This window comes from Agaribacterium sp. ZY112, assembly GCF_041346925.1.
GTDB lineage: Bacteria > Pseudomonadota > Gammaproteobacteria > Pseudomonadales > Cellvibrionaceae > Agaribacterium.
On sequence record NZ_CP166840.1, the window covers coordinates 4234841 to 4252332 of the forward strand.

Genomic DNA, 17492 nt, shown 5'->3' on the forward strand with positions numbered 1-17492 from the left:
CATTAAGATAGGAACACGCTCATGGGTTTTAAATGCGGTATCGTTGGCCTACCCAACGTCGGTAAAAGCACCCTGTTCAATGCCTTGACCAAGGCCGGCATCGACGCCGAGAACTTTCCGTTTTGCACCATCGAGCCCAACAGTGGCATCGTACCTGTGCCTGATCCCCGTCAAGACAAACTCGCAGAGATCGTCAAGCCAGAGAAAGTGATTCCGACCACCATGGAGTTTGTTGATATCGCAGGCCTTGTTGCGGGCGCATCCAAAGGTGAAGGCCTCGGCAATCAGTTTTTGGCCAATATCCGTGAAACCGACGCTATTGCCCATGTAGTTCGCTGCTTTGATGACCCGAACGTCATCCACGTTGACGGCAAGGTAAACCCTGCCAGCGACATCGACGTTATCAACACAGAGCTTGCCCTAGCTGACCTTGAAGCGGTAGAAAAAGCCATTCAGCGCTTTGCTAAAGCCGCCAAAGGCCAAGACAAAGAAGCCATGAAGATTAAGGCGCTGTGCGAAAAGGTATTGCCTCATCTAAACGAAGCCAAGCCCTTACGCAGCTTTGAGTTAAATGAAGAAGAACTAGCAGAGCTAAATTCAAAACTGAGTTTGATGACCCTTAAACCGACCATGTATATCGCTAATGTCGAAGAAGATGGCTTTGAAGACAACGCCCTGCTTGACCAAGTTCGCGAAATTGCAGCAGCAGAAGGCGCCATTGTTGTTCCTGTGTGCAACAAGCTAGAAGCTGAAATTGCCGAATTAGAAGACGACGAAAAAACCGAGTTTTTACAAGACCTAGGCCTAGAAGAGCCGGGCTTAAACCGAGTTATTCGCGGCGGATACGATCTACTGGGTTTACACACTTATTTTACCGCTGGCGTGAAAGAAGTAAGAGCCTGGACCATCCCCGTTGGCGCAACGGCACCTCAAGCTGCCGGTAAAATCCATACTGACTTCGAAAAAGGCTTTATCCGAGCCGAAGTTGTCGCCTATGACGATTACATCGAATTTAACGGTGAAGGTGGCGCAAAAGACGCTGGAAAATGGCGTTTAGAAGGCAAAGATTACATCTGTAAAGACGGCGACGTCGTTCACTTCAGATTTAACGTCTAAAACTTCATTAAGAGGCTTGACTTCGAGGGGCTTGATAAGCAAAATACCGCCCCTCTCGCAGACTGAGGTCCGCAAGAAAAAATGGCTAGATAGCTCAGCTGGTTAGAGCGCAGCACTCATAATGCTGAGGTCGGCAGTTCAACCCTGCCTCTAGCTACCATATTTAAAAGGCCGATAAGCTTGCTTGTCGGCCTTTTTTATGCCCTTCGGTTTGTATGTTGAAGGAAATCCAGTTCTTGCGTTACATCAATAAAAAAACCAAGTGCAGCCACACGCAATTGAACCAAGCCTTCAGACAGTTCTCCAAGTAACGCGCCAATTGAGGCGAATTCACAGGAGATTGCGATGCCCACAAACTTACATAATCAAACCACCCGCGCCGTCTTTGATGATAGTTTTGATGAGAGTACTCTCAAAGCCTTTGGCCAGAACGGGGGTGGAACACTCGATTTAATCGCCAATGATCAAGGCGCTGCTTATAGCTTACATTTTCAACGTCGTAGCCACGCGAGCAATGACGCACAGTGGGTCATTGAAGTGATCAAACAAGAGCGGGAGCTGCACGAGCAGCAACAAACACAAGCTGAAGCGCTTGCCCAGCTTATGGCAAAAAACTTCAGTCAAAGCTTTGAGTTACTAGAAAGCTACTATCAGGAATGGCTGCAGGCTAAATAGATAAAGCCTGACGCCACCGCAGCGCTTTCGTCTCAAAACTCATTGCAGCATTTGCGGGGCTCGTAGAGGGCAAATCAACAAGCTCATAGCGTGCAACAGGGAAGCTACCTGCCTTAAGAATATGGCGATCAAAGAGCTGCCTGGCTTTCTTACCATTAAAACAAAGGCGCTTAAGCCTAGGCATGCTTTGTACAAGAACCTCGAGGTCATTTGCTACCTCACTACTGCGTGAAATAGCACTGTCCAAGCTACCTTCCCTATGGCAATGCTTTAGCACATCCCAGAGCCCAATATGCCTATCAAACAAGACCTTAATACGCTGATCGTAGCAATTAGGCAGCTCCGCCCGAGGGCAGGCAAAGACAAAACTCCAAAACAGATTTTGCCGATTAGCATAATATTGCTGCGCATCTAAAGACACCTGACCTGGCATAGAGCCCAATACCAATATCTCAGTGCTCTCCTGATACAAGGGTGGAAAGCTTGAATGCAACATAAACGTAAGAAAACCTCGAACCAAACGACTACTAAAGAAGAGAATATTAAAACATGCTTTGTAGATACACGTGACAGTTCAGGTAGAATGGGCGACCAACTTAAGCTGGGCCCGAGCAATGAATACTAATACGACCTCTACGCAAAGCGATCCAAATGCAGGATTAGCACATTTTAACGATGCTGCTTATATGCAGGAGCTGCAGGCGCAAATGCTTAAATTTGCCAATTTACAGCTACGTGATCATCAACTTGCTGAGGACGCCGTACAAGAAGCATTGATTGGCGCAATGAAGAATACCAAGTCCTTTGCGGGCAAGAGCGCTTATAAAACGTGGGTATTTGCTATTTTAAAAAATAAAATAGCCGATATTCTTCGCAAGCGGCACCGCACCGTTGAGCTTACAAATTTATCAGGTAACAGTGCGAGTGAAGATGAAGATTTCTCAAACCTATTTGATGAACGCGGTCACTGGTCTAGAGGAATGGGGCCTGCAGACTGGGGCAACCCAGAAGCAAGCTTTAAAGATGATCAATTCTGGGTGGTGTTTGAAACCTGCCTACATGAATTACCCGAGCGCCAAGCAAAAGTATTTATGATGAGAGAGTTTATCGGTTTAGATTCAGATGAGATATGTGAAGGCGAAGAACTAAGTGTCAGCAACCTTCATGTCATCCTGTATCGCGCTCGCATGCGCCTACAAAAATGTTTAGAGCTTCGTTGGTTCAGTGAGGGAGATAAAAATGCTTAGCTGTAAAGAAGTCACTCGCCTATTATCACTTGCACAAGAACGACCTTTAAGCCTAGGCGAAAAGATAAGCCTTAAATTTCATTTACTTATGTGTAAAAAGTGCAAACGCTTCAACAACAACTTAGGCTCTCTCAGAGCTGCAATGACACAGTTTAAACAACGTAAAGAGTAGGTATATCTCAAAGCAGGCAGACCTAAATATAGGGCGAGATAAACGACAAACCGTTATCACGCCCATTAATTCACTCATCGCAATAAACATCAAGAATAAGAGCTCATATCAAAGCCCTGCTATAAAATCGGCAAAAACAGAAACTAATTACACTTTTAAACGTCTAAACCTCAGCGGCTAATAATCAGCAACATGAGTGGTAATTGTGTATATACGTTTTGAACAAGCTGACGACAACACAGAAGTAGAAGAGCTACACAAGCTCGCATGCAAAGAGCCTCAACAAAGCAAAAGCAACAAACTGTGTAGGGCCAGTCATCACAAAACCCTAAGCCCTTCTCTTGTCGCTTTAGAGCAAGGAAAAGTATTAGCTCACCTAGGATTTTCTGAAATACGGATTAGTGATGGCAGCCAAGGTTGGTATCGCTTAGGAGCGATCGCCGTACTCCCCGAAAAACAAGGTCAAGGCATAGCTAGCGCCATAATAAAATCAGGTCTAAAACTCTTGCAACGCCAAGGTGCAGCAGGCTGCATCGTACTTGGTAATAGTCATTTCTATAAACGATTTAATTTCAAGCCAACAGCAAAAATGTATTTACAAAGCTTAAGTAATGCTCGTTTATTGGCTCAGAGTTTCTCCAACAACCTCCCTGAAGGAGAAGTGACTTATGCACCTAAACTTGTGCAACCCACTTAGCTCACTTTATCAGCCAAAGAGAAAAAGCCCAGTAGCTTATGCATACTCGCACTTTGCTCTTCAACATTTTTGGTTGCGGCTTTTGTCTCTTCAACCATCGCTGCATTTTCTTGTGTCATGGCATCCAAAGAGGAAATAGCAGCATTAACTTCTTGCACACCTTGGTTTTGCTCACTCGCCGCCGCTGAGACCTCGATAGTAAGCTGGTGGGAGTCGGATAACATTTGCGCGATATGTTTTAGGTTATCTTTTGATTTTTGACTTAATTCCCAGGCACTATCAACCTTAGTCACATTCTCTTCAATTAATTCTTTAATACTACGTGCAGCTTCACTTGAGCGCTGAGCCAAATTTCTTACCTCTGATGCCACAACAGCAAAACCACGCCCTTGCTCCCCTGCTCGTGCAGCTTCGACAGCAGCATTTAAAGCAAGTAAATTAGTTTGAAAGGAAATTTCATCAATCATAGATGTGATACTGGCAATTTTCTGGCTCGATTCACGCATCAAAGCCATCGACTCCACCGTACTTTCAACGGTAGCTAACGACTGTTCACCCACTTGCATTGCCTTATTAACTTGAAGGCTAATTGCAGAGCAGCGTTTTTCAGCGTGATCAGTTGCTGCTGCGATCTCCTCCATGCTTGCCGCAATTTCTTCAAGCGCAGCAGCTTGCCCCTCTGTTCGCTTAGACATCTCAAATGTAGCGGTACTTTGTTCACCGGTCATTGCTAGGGTATGAGTAGAACTCTGCTGCACCTTCTGCACAATGTCCCCCAAATTATGCATCGACTCATTTACAGCGCTGCTAATATTCGCAAGTTCTCCACGGTGGCTATCTTCCATTCTTTTAAACAACTCACCTTTTTTCTGAGCACTTGCTATACGAGTCAAATCGCTAACAGCGTGCTGCAATGCAATTAAAGATTCATTCACTGCATTTTTTAACTCGTTAAACACCCCATCCATTGCCTGATCAATTCGACCACTAAAATCGCCATTTTTCATTTTAAGCATTAGATCTGAGATTAAACTCAAGGTTATGTTTAATGCTTGCCCAGAACCATTAAGGCTAGTCTTTAACTCCGCAAGCTGCCCTTGGTATTGACCTTCAATGCGAACATCTAACAAGCCCTTCTGTTGAGCAGCGGCAACACTTACAATCTCACTAACAGCCGAATCCAACTCATTAAGCGATGTGTTTATACCAAGCTTCATTTCGGCTAAATCGCCGCTCATCTCACGCTCAATACGTAGAGTGTAATCACCACGCTTTATGTGCCTAAATATACGATTTAAATCTTTAATAGCCTCATCAATACTTTGCATACTGTCATTAATGCCATTTTTTAAGACCTGCAAATCACCGCTGTAATCCGATGAAATTCGCCAGCTAAATTCAGCTTTTTTCTGAGCCTGAACACACTGATTAATATCATCCATGGCTGAACTAATGTTCTCCAGAGAAGTATTCACACTGTATTTAAGTTCATTTAACTTACCAGGTAACTCAACTTGGATACGAGCAGAGAAATCCCCCGCGCTCATTGCTGAGATCACACTGGATACCGCATTTATTGCCGACTCAGTTGCCTGCATGGCACCATCTACTTTTTGTTTAAAACCACCCTCAACTTGGCTATCCATACGCGCACTAAAATCGCCTCTCGCTAAAGCCGACATCACATCAGCCAAGGCGCTCATGGTTTTTTCTACTTTCTCCGAGCTTTGATTCACCCCATCTTTAAGGTGTTTTAAATCCCCATCAAAGTGCTGGCTAATACGCGCATCAAATTTCCCTGAAGCCACAGCAGAGACCGTATCGGTTGCAGCATGAATGGCGAGTTGAAGTTCTTCTAACAAGGCATTAAAAGCATTGGCAGCCTGCCCCAGCTCATCTTGATATGACGCATTTAATCTAGAATTAAAATCCTTACACTGAGCCACCGCATTGAGCATGCTTGTCAGCTCTCCAACCCGCGTGCGAATTTGTCGGCTAACCATCTGACTTAAGCTAAAAATAGACCAGCAGATTAAAACCGTAACAAGTACTAAAGCAACAAGAGTGATTAGCGCATTGCGCGCCTTAGCTGCAGCCGCAAGACTCAAGTTTTCACTCAAGGCATCTGCGACAGCTTTAATATGCTTGATTCTCTCTGTGCTCACAGCAAACCAATGCTGCGAATTACGAGGAATATCAGCCCTTCCCTCTATGGCCTCAAAGAATTGCTGACGAATCGCCAATACTTCAGTATTCGCATCACTCGCCATTCCTTCAACAAGCACGGAAAAGTCTTGAGCAGGCATATTTCGAGAGATAAAGTCGAGCTGATCATTTTGCTCATTAATATATTGGCTTACAGAAAGAAGTTTGGCGGTTGTATATTGACCGCTGGCAAAAATGCCGTTTAGAGCACCACGCTCCTGACCGGAGCGCTCTTTCAGCCAGAGTAAACCTGTCAAACTATGCAGGCCTTTCAGTACAGAACTTTCGCCTATCAAAGCACTTAACTCATCAATACCATCTAAGGCAGCTTTATTAATCTCAGAGTAGCGAGCGAAAGGCTTGCTACTTGTATCTAGCTGATCAACCTCTTCACGCAGGCTTGCCACTGACGCTAGCTCACTGCCTAAATCCCTTAGATGCTCCTGTAAATCCTCCCCTAAAGTCAAAGTAAAATCAGCCGTCAGAGCCTTTTTAAAAGCTGCGGCGGCCGTATCTGCGCGCTTGCGCTGCTCAACGAGTTTGCGTTTCCCAACCTGCCCTTTACTAGCCAAAAAGCCAGCTGTTAATCCCCTCTCTACAGCATGTTGATGAGCCACCCCATCTAATATCAAGACAAGCTCGATCACATCTTCGGTTATACTAGCGGCCCGTATTTTCTCTACGTTTTGAGTAATGATCAGCAGCACAACAGCAAGCACCAATACCATTGGCGGTACAATGGTTAGGTTGATTTTTTTAGATAGAGGGGCATTAAGCAAATAGAGCTTGAAAGAGGCAAGCATGGTATCTGACTCCGTGAACAATACGTCCTTAAGCCCAAAGAAGGCTCACTCTATTACCCTAGCTGAGCCCACTAGTTTCGCAAGCCCTGCAGGCCATCTACAAAGGCAGGTCATAAGGGCTTACAGCAACAAATGAGAGATTCATGAATAAGCTCAAACAAGCTCAAAATAAAGTTGAACAATGGCTCGAGGAAGTCGTTATAGGGTTAGGCCTTTGTCCATTTGCTGCCTACCCCCACCAACAAGACCAAGTACACATTGAAATCTATGAGGGCAATGCTGACGAGAAACTGCTAAATGCACTAACAAACGAATGCCAGCGCCTTTACACACAAGATAGAAATGCTGCCAACTATGTTGAAACCAGTTTAATTTGCCTTAGTCATGCCCTTAGTGACTTTATTGAATACAATGATTTCTTAGGCTTAGCCAATCTCTATTTAGAGCAAGAAGGCTGGTCTGGCCACTTTCAACTAGCTAGCTTCCATCCCGGTTATCAGTTTGCACACACCGCGCCAGACGATAAAGATAATCTCACCAACCGTGCACCACTGCCTATTTTCCATATCATTAGAGAAGCCAGCTTAGAACATGTTCTGAGTACTTATGAAGACCCCGAGGGTATTTACGAGCGTAATATACAGTGTGTTCATGCCTTAACTGAGGCCCAACTAATTAGCCTCTTCCCTCATATCTACAAGCCCAAATAACTTATGCAAAAATATTTTATTGATGCCAACGAGCTGCTATCAGACTCATTCACGCTGGCAAAAGACATCGTAAAAAGCAATTTTAGACCCGACTTTGTTATTGGTGTATGGCGTGGCGGCACGCCTACCGGTATCGCTATTCAAGAGTACTTAAGCTTAGCAGGCATAAAGTGTGACCATGCTGCAATACGGGCAGCCTCTTATTACGGCATAAACCAGCAAAACAAAGAGGTGAAAGTCTTTGGCTTAGATTACGTTGTTCAGCAACTAACGACCCAAGACAAGTTACTGATCGTAGATGACGTATTTGATACGGGGCGCTCGATCGAAGCCATCATTCAGGCTTTACATCACGCTTGCGGTAAGCAAGTCCCCTTAACCATTAAAGTCGCCTGTCCTTGGTTTAAGCCTAAGCGAAATATCACTAAGCGTGTGCCCGACTTTTTCTTACATGAAACCAATGACTGGCTGGTATTCCCTCATGAGCTAGAGGGGCTTAGCCTTGATGAAATTAGAACTGGGAAAGGCGAACATATCGCTGCACTGTGTCGAGATATGCCGCCTTTTAACGAAGGTCTCAGCTAAAGCGAAAAAACAGCTGAGAAAAACTACGATTCAAATCTTTTTAAATAGCGATCAATGTACCAATCAATACTGACCCAGCGACCGCCTCCAGTAAAAAACAAGGCTATAAGCATAATAAAATAGGTTGCCGCAAATTCAATTCCGTTTTTAAGCACAGTAAAAGAGCCTGCCTCACTTAACCATGAGTAATTCCCATGCTCTTGCAACAGAGCAACGGCACGTTCTTTTCTTAATGCTCCTGCATCAATCAAGTCGGTACGCCACTCCCAAGGCATAGTTAGCGTTTGCTCTGGTAAAGCATGCCAACCAAATTGCCAATGGGCGGTTAGCGCCGCAACGGCCATCGTTATCGCCAAAGGAATAGCACTCAAGCGAACAGCAAAACCTAATAAAATAAACCAACCGCCAAAAAATTCTGTTGCACCAGCCAAAAAGGCCATTAATTCAGGTAAAGGCATACCTAGATATTCACCAAAATAATAAGCCGTGCTATCTAAATCACTTAGCTTTCCCCAGCCTGCCATAATAAAAATGGGAGCTAAAAATACACGCAATAATAAAGGCGCAATAAAATCCGCTTTCTGGCTAGCATTAAGCACAGAGCTAACACCAGAAAACAAACGGCATAAAAGTTTCATAATTATTCCATGTAATCTTATTAATGCTTCAACAGGACCCAACGATCAATTCAGCATCTATAAATTCGTTTAATAAAGGCACAGCAAAAGCGCTTAATGCGTCAATATCATTACGTTCAAGCTGCTGCGCCACTTTTTCAATAAGTAAAGCGAGTGTTATAGGCTCTTCTTTTAGAAGTTCTAATAACATATAAGTAGTCGCATTTAACTCACTGAAACTTACATTGAACTTTTGTGTTCGCCATATAGCAAGAAAACTTGGCTCTTTGGCTAAGTCCTTATTATCAGCGCTGGCAGTATGCACCGGCCACTGATACGCAAGTAAGCGAGCTGACGGATTAAGTGTTAAGACGTCCTCAAGCTCTTCCGGCCACGGGTGTTCATCAAGATCGACCTCGAGCTCCATCCACTCATAGTGCAATAGTTCAACAAAATAGTGAGGTGCACTAATATCGTCTGCATGCTCATGCGTAAAGTGAACAAACTCTAAGGGAATTTGGCTGAAGATAGGGGTATGACAACGCCAAAGTGAGAAGAATTGGCGTTGTAGAGCGACCCAATCCAATTCACTAAATAAGGTTTTAGCTACCGGGAAACAATTATCAATAAAACCGGAGATATTGTTAAAAAGCAATTCTTCGTAAACACGACTTTGCCTTTCAGGCACCCCGTCTGGGCGACTTTGATTTTGAGGATCACGTAAATAGCAACCAAAGCTAAGTTGAAATTCACGCAGAGAACTAGGTGCTACAGATACATTATCGCTGCTATCGTTCATACGCCACCCTGCCTTACAACCACAGCTGCCTGGGCCGATCTGTAGGCTTTCTGAATAGAACGGATATGCTCAAGCTCGTTAAAAAGAGACTCTAATCCATTAAAGTTAAAATCCCTCTCTAGGCAGGTAGGTAAACTGGCGGCATCAACACCAATGAGCTCATAACTGGTTTTTAACAAAGACCACACCGGATCAATCACATCCGCCCCATGAGTATCAACAATTAAACCATCTTCTTCTACATAATGCCCTGCAACATGCAAATAACATACTTTATCTAAAGGCAGCTCTTGCATATAAGCGATAGGGTCAAAGTTAAAGTTTTGACTATTTACATACACATTATTGACATCCAAGTGCAATAAACAACCAGCCTCTGCAATGACCGCACTAATAAACTCCTGCTCTCTCATTTGTGCACCAGGCGGGGTGAAGTAATAAGAGGCATTTTCAAATGCTATTTGACGCTCCAGTATTTCTTGAGCCCGGCGAATACGCTCCGCAACCCAAAAAACAGCTTCTTCAGTACATGGAATAGGTAATAAGTCATACAGATGACCATCGTCACTGCACCAACTCAAATGCTCGGTATACAAACTAATATCGTGCTCGTCTAAAAAGGTTTTAATATTTTTTAGCAGGCTGTAATCAAGCTCTTCAGCACTGCCGATAGACAAGGACAAACCATGGCAGGCAAAGGTTTTTTGCTCGGTAAAGTGACGCAAATCACGAGCATAACGACCTCCGGCTTGCATCCAGTTCTCAGGAGCTATCTCAAAAAAATCAATCTGACTGATATCGGCTTGTTTGAGATCACTTAGCAGCTCACGCCTAAAGCCCAAGCCAGTTCCATGTAACACCTTGTTGTTCATATAAGCTCTTACTGATCAAGGCCATGTTGATAACGGCCACTTTTATAAAGGCACAAATAAAATCACCGCCTTCGCTTTGCAGCTTAGCGGTGATATAGAGTGATCTTAACATTCTTAGTAGCTATCGCAGTGCTAGTAATAGCCCGTGATAGTAGCGAGTAATACGCCTAAGTGGTTAAGAAGTATCAGCTAGCTTGAGTGACTAGCCCTTACCGCCACACTTACCTTCGCCGCATTTGCCTTCAGACTTTTTCTCACCGCCGCACTTGCCTTCGCCACACTTACCGTCAGACTTTTTCTCGCCGCCACACTTGCCTTCACCACACTTACCGTCAGACTTTTTCTCGCCGCCGCACTTGCCTTCACCGCATTTGCCATCAGCTTTTTTCTCGCCGCCGCACTTGCCCTCACCACACTTGCCCTCTTTCGCTGCGGCTACTTCATAACCACTTTTAAGTTGATTAGCAGAAAAAGGGTTATCAGCCGCGCTTGCGTGACCAGAAATAGCAGCACCAAGTACAAAAGCAGAACCAAGCGTTAAAGAAGTTAGAGTTTGTTTTTTCATTGAAGCTCTCCATCGAGTTATAAACGCAGCCCTTAGCCGACTGCACCAAAAAGTGTTCCAAGGCCACATAGCCTAAGCTCTTATGCACTTAGTAGGCACAAGCCGAGTGATTCTTACAAAGATAGATAAAAAAAGTAACAGCTAGGTTCACAGATTAAGGACTAGCACTGATTCTGAGCCTTAGGAAGCTCATTAAACTCATTCTTAAAGGCGATAAACTGCTCTAAAGGCATGGGGGCAGCAATCAAATAACCCTGCACAAACTCACACCCCCAATTACGTAGCATTTGCAGCTGTTCTTCTGTTTCCACGCCCTCGGCAACCACGGCGATCTCTAGCTGATGAGCCAGTTCGACCATGGTTGAAGCTAGAGCCTCATCCTTCGAACCAGGTACAAGAGAGCGGATAAAACTTTGGTCAATTTTCAAAGTTTGCACAGGTAAGCGCTGTAAATAGCTCAGCGATGAGTAACCTGTACCAAAATCATCCAGCGATATCTTAATGCCGTGCTGCCTTAACTCATGTAACTTATCCAGAGCGTGCTCGAAATCAGTCAGTGCCGCTGTTTCCGTGATCTCTAGCTCTATCCAATCTACCGGAACCTTATTGCGCTTTAATACAGACATGACCGAGTGGCTTAAATCCGAATGCAATAGCTGCTTGGCGCTCACATTCACCGCCACACTGACATTATCAAGCCGGCCTTGATTCCACTTGCTAACGTCTTCACAGGCTCTTTCTAGTACCCACTGGCCAATATCAACAATTTGTCCAGAATCTTCAGCAATAGGAATAAAATCAGCAGGGCTGATCCAGTCACCAGAAGCCGTTTTCCAGCGAACTAAAGCCTCAACACCAATGATGCGCCCTTCTATTAAGCTGACTTTGGGCTGATAATAGAGTAGCAGCTCATCATTGGTAATTGCGTGACGCAAACCAGCTTCAACCGCCATGCGGAAACGCTGTCTCTGCTCTATACCGGCTTCATAATAAACAATGTTATTCGCAGTGACCTGCTTCGCTTGGTTTAAAGCGCCATCGGCCAAACGCAAGGCTTCCTCACTGTTTACACCAACTAGGTACTCCCCTGTTACAACACCAATGACCAACTTTAAATAAAACTCATAACCTTCTATATCAAAAGACTGCTCAAAGCTGCTTTGCATGCGTGAAAATAAATGAGCAGCTACATCAGAGTTGTTAGGTAAAGCAAAACAAAACAAGCCTCCACCGATATACGACAGGCAGCTATCGTCTACTAGCCCCTCTTCAAATACTGTGCTTTTAAACCGCTCTGCGGCCATACGTGCAATTTGCTCAGAGATGGCGACTCCTGCAGCTTCCAGTACCGTATCGATAAGATCTAGATCTAAAATAGCAACCAGTACACTTTGCGACTCTAACTGTAAGCGCTGATCGACAAAGGCGTTAAAATGCTCTCGCTCAATAAGACCTGTAGTGACATCGTGATACGCAAGATACTCCAAGTCTTGTTCAGCTTTTTTCCTCGCCGTGATATCACTCAAATAAGCGTGATACTCATTGTATTGAGGTAACCAGCCAAGACTTATTTGCAAATGACGGCCATTTCTTTCGTATTCCCATTCTCGATAGATTTCTTTTTCATCTAGAAAGTCTAAAAGATCTGAGGGCAGTAATTCATCAACATCCGCACCTAAAGCAACTATATAAGCTGACTCATTGGCATACATAACCCGGCCATCACGACTCAGTGACAAAACTGGGTGAGGGTTACTACTTGGAAAAGAAGCGAGGCGCTGCTGTTCTTTGAGCGCATTTAAACGCCGAAGGTTACTACGCGCCAACCAAGCACCGGCTAATATAGATATCAAGGTCAACAAAGCCACCAGAGAGACCGTACGGCGCGTATCAGCGCTATAACGCTCTGACGAATCTAACACGCGCTGACGTATGTACTGAGTTAAAACCGCACTCTCCTCGTTTGCTCTATCCGTTAAAGGAGAAAACCAACTTAGCACTTCTCTAGACGCATCCCAATCGATGGGTTTATCAGACATAACCCCAATAAAAACTCGTGTTGTGCTTTGCATTTCGGTATTGATTTGCTGCAAGCGTGAAAGCTCACTTGTTGCTCCCAAGGCATCAGAAAGCCGCGTCAAAGACGATTCAAACTGGCGAAGATGCGCTGAATATCGCTCTTCAAAGGCGGCTTTATCGGTTGTTAAATAGTATTCGTAAACCGAAGATTCGATCGAAACCAGTGATGTGCGAAGGTATTGGATCTCATCAAACAGTGGTAATTCACTTTCATTGAATGTGAGTATTTGCTCGCTTGACCTCTCTGCTGACTGATAAGCATAGAGTGCTAGCAATACCAACAACAAAGCTAAACACGAGACGATGCCCCAAGCCTGCCAATGATGTTTGACCTTGCTGATTATCAAAATGTTAATACCCTTATTTAGGCTCTACAGTCAGTCAAGCTGAAGACACAAGGTTTTGCCAGTTAGAAGCTATCTATCAGTGCTCATTAGATACCCCCCATAACTGCCGATAAAGACATTCTGATGTTCGGCGCGTCAAAAGCACCTTCGCGGCTGATCTTCGTCTCGGTGTATTAGCACGGGATAGATCCGAAAGTTAAAGCAAGTAGAAGCCCCCAACTACAAAGCAGAGGCATAAAAAAACCGGCCAAGGCCGGTTTTTGAAGATGGGTAAGAAAGGTTTAAAAATGATAATTCAAGCCCAGAGCAAGCACATCAATGTCGACATCACCGACGAAATAGCGGTTGTACTCAATTGAGCTTTCCATATTACCGCCTAACAAATAGGCATAACCCAACCCAAACATCGGGTCTTGGCCATCAAGATTAAACGTGTGATCCACAAAATGAGACCCGCGGTTTAATCTTACCTCTAAGGCATTGTTCCACGCCATGTAGCCTGCTCGCAGGTAAAAATTATCCCAGCGATTGGGTCTCCAGCTGAGCAAAGCACTCGCGTTAACACCAGAAATATTAAAATCTGATGCAGCCCCTAAACCAATAACAGCCAAATCATCTTCATCAATTGCTTCGGCACCACTCACAGAAAAGCCACCAAGCCTTACATAATCAAGCTCTAGGGCAAACCAAGAGTTTAGCTCTGTGCCCACCCCCACACTAAAAGCAGGGCCAGCAGAAGCGCTAACGACATCGGATGAGGGGGTTGCATAAGCAATATCCGCGTCAACATAAACACCTGCCCGCGAAACCACAGTAAGTACACTTAGCACGGTAGCAACGGTGATTTTTACAATCAAACTAGAGGCGAGAGGAGTGCGAGCAAACAACATCAAATTAATCCGTCAGAAGAAATGGGGCAAAGGCGTCCATTGTAGGCGGCACTTGATGTTGATACAAGCGAGTACATAAAGGCAAGTACTACACCTGCTATAGCAAAGCAGGTTCACAATAAGAATAAGAAGAGCATAGAAAGACTAATAATAGCTGTAGCCATAGATCCAAAACTTACCTAAACACCCCTCATTATATCTATTACATATAGCCGAAATCCCTTAGCCAAACTTGATTAATACAAGACTGAACTAAGCTTAATTTGATGACGTATTTTTGCTCTTGTTTTGCTTAAAGTTTCAAGGATGTCTTTTATGGCTCGCTTTTCCTTATCTCTCAGTTCTTTTATTTCCTACATTTTTTTCTTCACCAGCTCGGCCAGCTTTGCTCAACCGTTTAATAGCACCGAAGCCCGTTCTTTAGCGATGGGAGATACTGGTGTGGCCTCTGCAAAAGCCAGCTCTGCAGCGATATTCAACCCAGCTCTACTGGCCGAAAAACCAGAGGGAAATATACAAATCATCCTTCCCAATGTAGGCGTTAATGTATTTGCAGACCCCGATGCCGTTGACGCTTTTGAAAACATAGAAGACCAAGCTTATATAGATAATATAACCACTGGTTCTGATCGAATTAATAACAGCATAAATACAATGGACACCAACGAGTTTTTAGCTGCAAGACAACAAGTTGTTGATGCCAGCCAAGGGCTTGATGACGAGCTTAGCGTACTAAGTGAAAAGCCCTTTCGAATTAACGCAGGCGCTTTTGCCAGTATTGCCTTCCCCACTCGTTTTGCAGGAATGTCGGCTTATATAAGCAGTAATGCAACAATAGAAACGACTCCTGTTATCGATAGCTGTGATAGAACAACCCTTGATGAATATACTAAATTCCTAAATTACGTTCAGAACGAGCAAGACATTGAAACAGCATTACGCACAGGCATTCCACCATTTCGCTATCGATGTGAAGGTGAAACAGAAGATAGGTCTATTCTAGACGAAGCCTCAGCAACACCTGCCCTGTATGACCCTACCGATGATCTAGCGAGCCATGTCATTGTAGCTGGCGTAACAACAACAGAGTTTGGTCTTTCTCTTGCCAAACAGTTTGAGTTTGGAAGCCAAAAAATTAGCTTTGGCATCACGCCCAAAATCCAAAAGATAACAAGCTACTGGGCAGTTCCTACAGTTCAAGATTTAGATGATGAGAACTATGAAATTGAAGACGAATTCAAAGACTCCGAAAAAACTGAAAATAGCTTTAATGCAGACCTAGGTATCGCCACTAGTTTCTTAGCGGGAGACTCGCTCACCCTAGGTTTAGTAATAAAAAATCTAATAGAGCAAGATTACACAACAACCACGACCGAAAATGGTGTCACAGGGAAATACAGCATTGACCGTCAGGCTCGCGCAGGTATCGCATGGCAAGCCCCTATGGGCATTACCCTCGCTGCGGATTTGGATTTAACCAAAAACTCCGCCTTATTTTTAGGTGACGATACTCAATATTTAGCACTAGGTGCGGAGTGGGACATTATGAAGATTGTGCGCTTACGGGCAGGTCTGCGTGAGAACTTAGAAAATAGCGCAGATCAAAGCATATCTGCTGGGCTAGGCTTTAATATAATGGCCGTGCACTTTGACTTTGCCGCCCAAGGAGGAGACAACAATGCAGGTGGTGCGCTTCAACTCGGTTTAGCGTTTTAACTGCAAGCTAGAAAAAAAGCGGCCTATAAAAAGGCCGCTTAGTACTAGCTAACGATGGCACGTCAGCCTATCTGGATACGGTTTTTCTATACCGTTTTTTTCAAGCATTAACATTAACTGAAAATGGTTTTATACAAGGCTGCACCAACAAAACGAGCCTTATCACCTAACTTACGCTGAATACGCAGGTTTTCATTCCACTTCACTTGCCGCTCACTTCGAGCAAAAGAGCCAACCTTCAGCTGACCAGCATTGGTTGCTACAGCCAGATGGCTAATAAAGGCATCTTCGGTCTCGCCGGAACGAGCAGAGACAACAGGTAACCAGCCAGCTTTTTGAGTTAAGCGAATAGCATCAATTGTTTCACTTACGCTGCCAATTTGATTCAATTTAATCAACACAGAATTTGCTAAACCTTGATCAATGCCTTGCTCAATACGCTTAATATTAGTGGTGAATAAATCGTCACCAATAATCTGAACTTTATGCCCCAACTCCGCTTGCAGTCGCTTCCAGTTTTCAAAGTCGGTATCAGCAAACGGATCTTCGATACTAATAATGGGGTACTTCTTACACCACGCCGACATCAAATCGTAAAACTCATCACGAGTGAATACTTTATTATCTAGCTTAAACCGGTAGTGTTCACCATCATATAAATCACTTGCAGCAATATCCAAAGATATAGCAACATCTTTACCGGGCTCGTAACCTGCTAATTTAATGGCCTCCATCAGAACCTCAAAAGGCTCTTCATTATCCTTATAATCTGGCCACCAGCCTCCCTCATCAGCAATACCCACACACTTACCTAGCTTTTTCATAAGCTCACCGGCAGTATGATAAATATTGTGAGTCATCTCTAATGTTTCTTCGTAGGTCTTCGCCCCCACCGCTATAACAAGGTAATCCTGAATATCTGTTGCCCAACCTGCATGAGCACCACCACCCAAGATCTGAATCTCATTTAAAGGAATTAAGTTACCCTCACCTTTACCAAGGTATTCAAATAGTGCTTCACCACGTGCAGCTGCAGCCGCTTTCGCCATGGCCATAGACACACCAAGAATGGCGTTGGCACCTAAACGGCTTTTATTTTCAGTACCATCCAGTTCAATCATCAACAAATCATTTTTTTGCTGGTCAAACACACTTTTACCAATCAGTGCAGGAGCAATTTCTTCTTTTACATTGGTAATGGCCTTATAAACACTTTTACCACGGAACTTAGTCTTATCGCCATCTCGCAATTCAAGGGCCTCAAACTGCCCAGTAGAAGCACCTGAAGGCACTAAGCCACAAGCACTTACGCCATTTTCTAGTTCGACTTCGACTTCAAGAGTAGGGAAGCCACGGCTATCGTAAATCTGGTATGCATCAATATTGGAAATTTTCAT

Annotated in this window: 17 protein-coding genes and 1 tRNA gene; 9 read left to right on the forward strand and 9 right to left on the reverse strand. The window is 44.2% G+C overall.

Features of this window, described 5'->3' with window-relative positions; all coding sequences use genetic code 11:
- Positions 1-21 precede the first annotated feature (21 nt).
- The 3 genes from ychF (at position 22) to AB1S55_RS18475 (ending at position 1791) form a co-directional block, all read left to right on the forward strand.
- Positions 22-1116: a redox-regulated ATPase YchF gene (gene ychF / locus AB1S55_RS18465; RefSeq protein ID WP_370979665.1), complete on the forward strand. Its 1095-nt coding sequence runs from the start codon at positions 22-24 to the stop codon at positions 1114-1116.
- An 83-nt stretch (positions 1117-1199) separates the two neighbouring features.
- Positions 1200-1276: transfer RNA gene (locus tag AB1S55_RS18470), tRNA-Met, on the forward strand.
- A gap of 185 nt (positions 1277-1461) precedes the next feature.
- A complete protein-coding gene (locus tag AB1S55_RS18475; protein WP_370979666.1) occupies positions 1462-1791 on the forward strand; it encodes a hypothetical protein in 330 nt (109 codons plus the stop codon).
- On the opposite strand, the gene AB1S55_RS18480 is transcribed toward AB1S55_RS18475, so the two are convergent.
- Entirely contained in the window at positions 1784-2287 is a 504-nt protein-coding gene (locus AB1S55_RS18480) for a DNA-deoxyinosine glycosylase (RefSeq protein ID WP_370979667.1), read from the reverse strand. The genes AB1S55_RS18475 and AB1S55_RS18480 overlap by 8 nt on opposite strands.
- Before the next feature lie 70 nt (positions 2288-2357).
- Between AB1S55_RS18480 and AB1S55_RS18485 the strand changes: the two genes are divergently transcribed.
- The 3 genes from AB1S55_RS18485 to AB1S55_RS18495 all read left to right on the forward strand — a co-directional run bounded on the left by AB1S55_RS18485 (position 2358) and on the right by AB1S55_RS18495 (position 3907).
- Positions 2358-3038 carry an RNA polymerase factor sigma-70 gene (locus tag AB1S55_RS18485; RefSeq protein ID WP_370979668.1) on the forward strand — a complete coding sequence of 227 codons (681 nt, stop codon included), beginning with the start codon at positions 2358-2360 and terminating at the stop codon, positions 3036-3038.
- Complete coding sequence (locus AB1S55_RS18490; protein WP_370979669.1) at positions 3031-3210, forward strand: zf-HC2 domain-containing protein; 180 nt, start codon at positions 3031-3033, stop codon at positions 3208-3210. Before AB1S55_RS18485 ends, AB1S55_RS18490 begins: the two co-directional genes overlap by 8 nt.
- A 205-nt stretch (positions 3211-3415) precedes the next feature.
- Positions 3416-3907, forward strand: coding sequence for a GNAT family N-acetyltransferase (locus AB1S55_RS18495; protein ID WP_370979670.1), 492 nt, complete (start codon positions 3416-3418; stop codon positions 3905-3907).
- On the opposite strand, the gene AB1S55_RS18500 is transcribed toward AB1S55_RS18495, so the two are convergent.
- Entirely contained in the window at positions 3904-6915 is a 3012-nt protein-coding gene (locus AB1S55_RS18500) for a methyl-accepting chemotaxis protein (protein WP_370979671.1), read from the reverse strand. The two genes, AB1S55_RS18495 and AB1S55_RS18500, sit on opposite strands and share 4 nt — an antisense overlap.
- Positions 6916-7058: 143 nt before the next feature.
- On the opposite strand from AB1S55_RS18500, the gene AB1S55_RS18505 reads away from it, so the two are divergent.
- Together AB1S55_RS18505 and AB1S55_RS18510 are read left to right on the forward strand one after the other, a co-directional pair.
- Complete coding sequence (locus tag AB1S55_RS18505) at positions 7059-7625, forward strand: DUF1415 domain-containing protein (protein WP_370979672.1); 567 nt, start codon at positions 7059-7061, stop codon at positions 7623-7625.
- 3 nt (positions 7626-7628) lie between these two features.
- Positions 7629-8210 (forward strand): phosphoribosyltransferase, encoded by a 582-nt coding sequence (locus AB1S55_RS18510; protein WP_370979673.1) that lies wholly within the window; start codon positions 7629-7631, stop codon positions 8208-8210.
- 23 nt (positions 8211-8233) lie between these two features.
- Here AB1S55_RS18510 and AB1S55_RS18515 read toward each other — a convergent pair whose 3' ends face one another.
- From AB1S55_RS18515 to AB1S55_RS18540, 6 genes are all read right to left on the reverse strand, one after another.
- On the reverse strand, positions 8234-8848 hold the full coding sequence (locus AB1S55_RS18515; RefSeq protein ID WP_370979674.1) for a DoxX family protein: 615 nt from the start codon (positions 8846-8848) through the stop codon (positions 8234-8236).
- Positions 8849-8876: 28 nt separating this feature from the next.
- Positions 8877-9626, reverse strand: a complete 750-nt coding sequence (locus AB1S55_RS18520) for a DUF2063 domain-containing protein (RefSeq protein ID WP_370979675.1) — start codon at positions 9624-9626, stop codon at positions 8877-8879.
- On the reverse strand, positions 9623-10498 hold the full coding sequence (locus AB1S55_RS18525) for a DUF692 domain-containing protein (RefSeq protein ID WP_370979676.1): 876 nt from the start codon (positions 10496-10498) through the stop codon (positions 9623-9625). The genes AB1S55_RS18520 and AB1S55_RS18525 overlap by 4 nt, the downstream gene beginning before the upstream one ends.
- A gap of 202 nt (positions 10499-10700) precedes the next feature.
- Positions 10701-11063, reverse strand: a complete 363-nt coding sequence (locus AB1S55_RS18530) for a hypothetical protein (protein WP_370979677.1) — start codon at positions 11061-11063, stop codon at positions 10701-10703.
- Between the two features lie 161 nt (positions 11064-11224).
- A complete protein-coding gene (locus AB1S55_RS18535) occupies positions 11225-13489 on the reverse strand; it encodes a putative bifunctional diguanylate cyclase/phosphodiesterase (protein WP_370979678.1) in 2265 nt (754 codons plus the stop codon).
- A 281-nt stretch (positions 13490-13770) separates the two neighbouring features.
- Entirely contained in the window at positions 13771-14379 is a 609-nt protein-coding gene (locus AB1S55_RS18540; protein WP_370979679.1) for an outer membrane beta-barrel protein, read from the reverse strand.
- 315 nt (positions 14380-14694) lie between these two features.
- On the opposite strand from AB1S55_RS18540, the gene traF reads away from it, so the two are divergent.
- On the forward strand, positions 14695-16095 hold the full coding sequence (gene traF, locus AB1S55_RS18545; protein ID WP_370979680.1) for a conjugal transfer protein TraF: 1401 nt from the start codon (positions 14695-14697) through the stop codon (positions 16093-16095).
- Positions 16096-16208: 113 nt separating this feature from the next.
- Here the strand turns inward: traF and eno are convergent, their stop codons facing one another.
- Positions 16209-17492, reverse strand: coding sequence for a phosphopyruvate hydratase (eno, locus tag AB1S55_RS18550; protein ID WP_370979681.1), 1284 nt, complete (start codon positions 17490-17492; stop codon positions 16209-16211).

Coding starts and splice junctions, on each gene's coding strand:
- ychF (WP_370979665.1), top strand. CDS start 22: ATGGGTTTTAAATGCGGTATCGTTGGCCTACCCAACGTCGGTAAAAGC.
- AB1S55_RS18475 (WP_370979666.1), top strand. CDS start 1,462: ATGCCCACAAACTTACATAATCAAACCACCCGCGCCGTCTTTGATGAT.
- AB1S55_RS18480 (WP_370979667.1), bottom strand. CDS start 2,287: ATGTTGCATTCAAGCTTTCCACCCTTGTATCAGGAGAGCACTGAGATA.
- AB1S55_RS18490 (WP_370979669.1), top strand. CDS start 3,031: ATGCTTAGCTGTAAAGAAGTCACTCGCCTATTATCACTTGCACAAGAA.
- AB1S55_RS18500 (WP_370979671.1), bottom strand. CDS start 6,915: ATGCTTGCCTCTTTCAAGCTCTATTTGCTTAATGCCCCTCTATCTAAA.
- AB1S55_RS18505 (WP_370979672.1), top strand. CDS start 7,059: ATGAATAAGCTCAAACAAGCTCAAAATAAAGTTGAACAATGGCTCGAG.
- AB1S55_RS18510 (WP_370979673.1), top strand. CDS start 7,629: ATGCAAAAATATTTTATTGATGCCAACGAGCTGCTATCAGACTCATTC.
- AB1S55_RS18515 (WP_370979674.1), bottom strand. CDS start 8,848: ATGAAACTTTTATGCCGTTTGTTTTCTGGTGTTAGCTCTGTGCTTAAT.
- AB1S55_RS18520 (WP_370979675.1), bottom strand. CDS start 9,626: ATGAACGATAGCAGCGATAATGTATCTGTAGCACCTAGTTCTCTGCGT.
- AB1S55_RS18525 (WP_370979676.1), bottom strand. CDS start 10,498: ATGAACAACAAGGTGTTACATGGAACTGGCTTGGGCTTTAGGCGTGAG.
- AB1S55_RS18530 (WP_370979677.1), bottom strand. CDS start 11,063: ATGAAAAAACAAACTCTAACTTCTTTAACGCTTGGTTCTGCTTTTGTA.
- AB1S55_RS18540 (WP_370979679.1), bottom strand. CDS start 14,379: ATGTTGTTTGCTCGCACTCCTCTCGCCTCTAGTTTGATTGTAAAAATC.
- traF (WP_370979680.1), top strand. CDS start 14,695: ATGGCTCGCTTTTCCTTATCTCTCAGTTCTTTTATTTCCTACATTTTT.
- eno (WP_370979681.1), bottom strand. CDS start 17,492: ATGAAAATTTCCAATATTGATGCATACCAGATTTACGATAGCCGTGGC.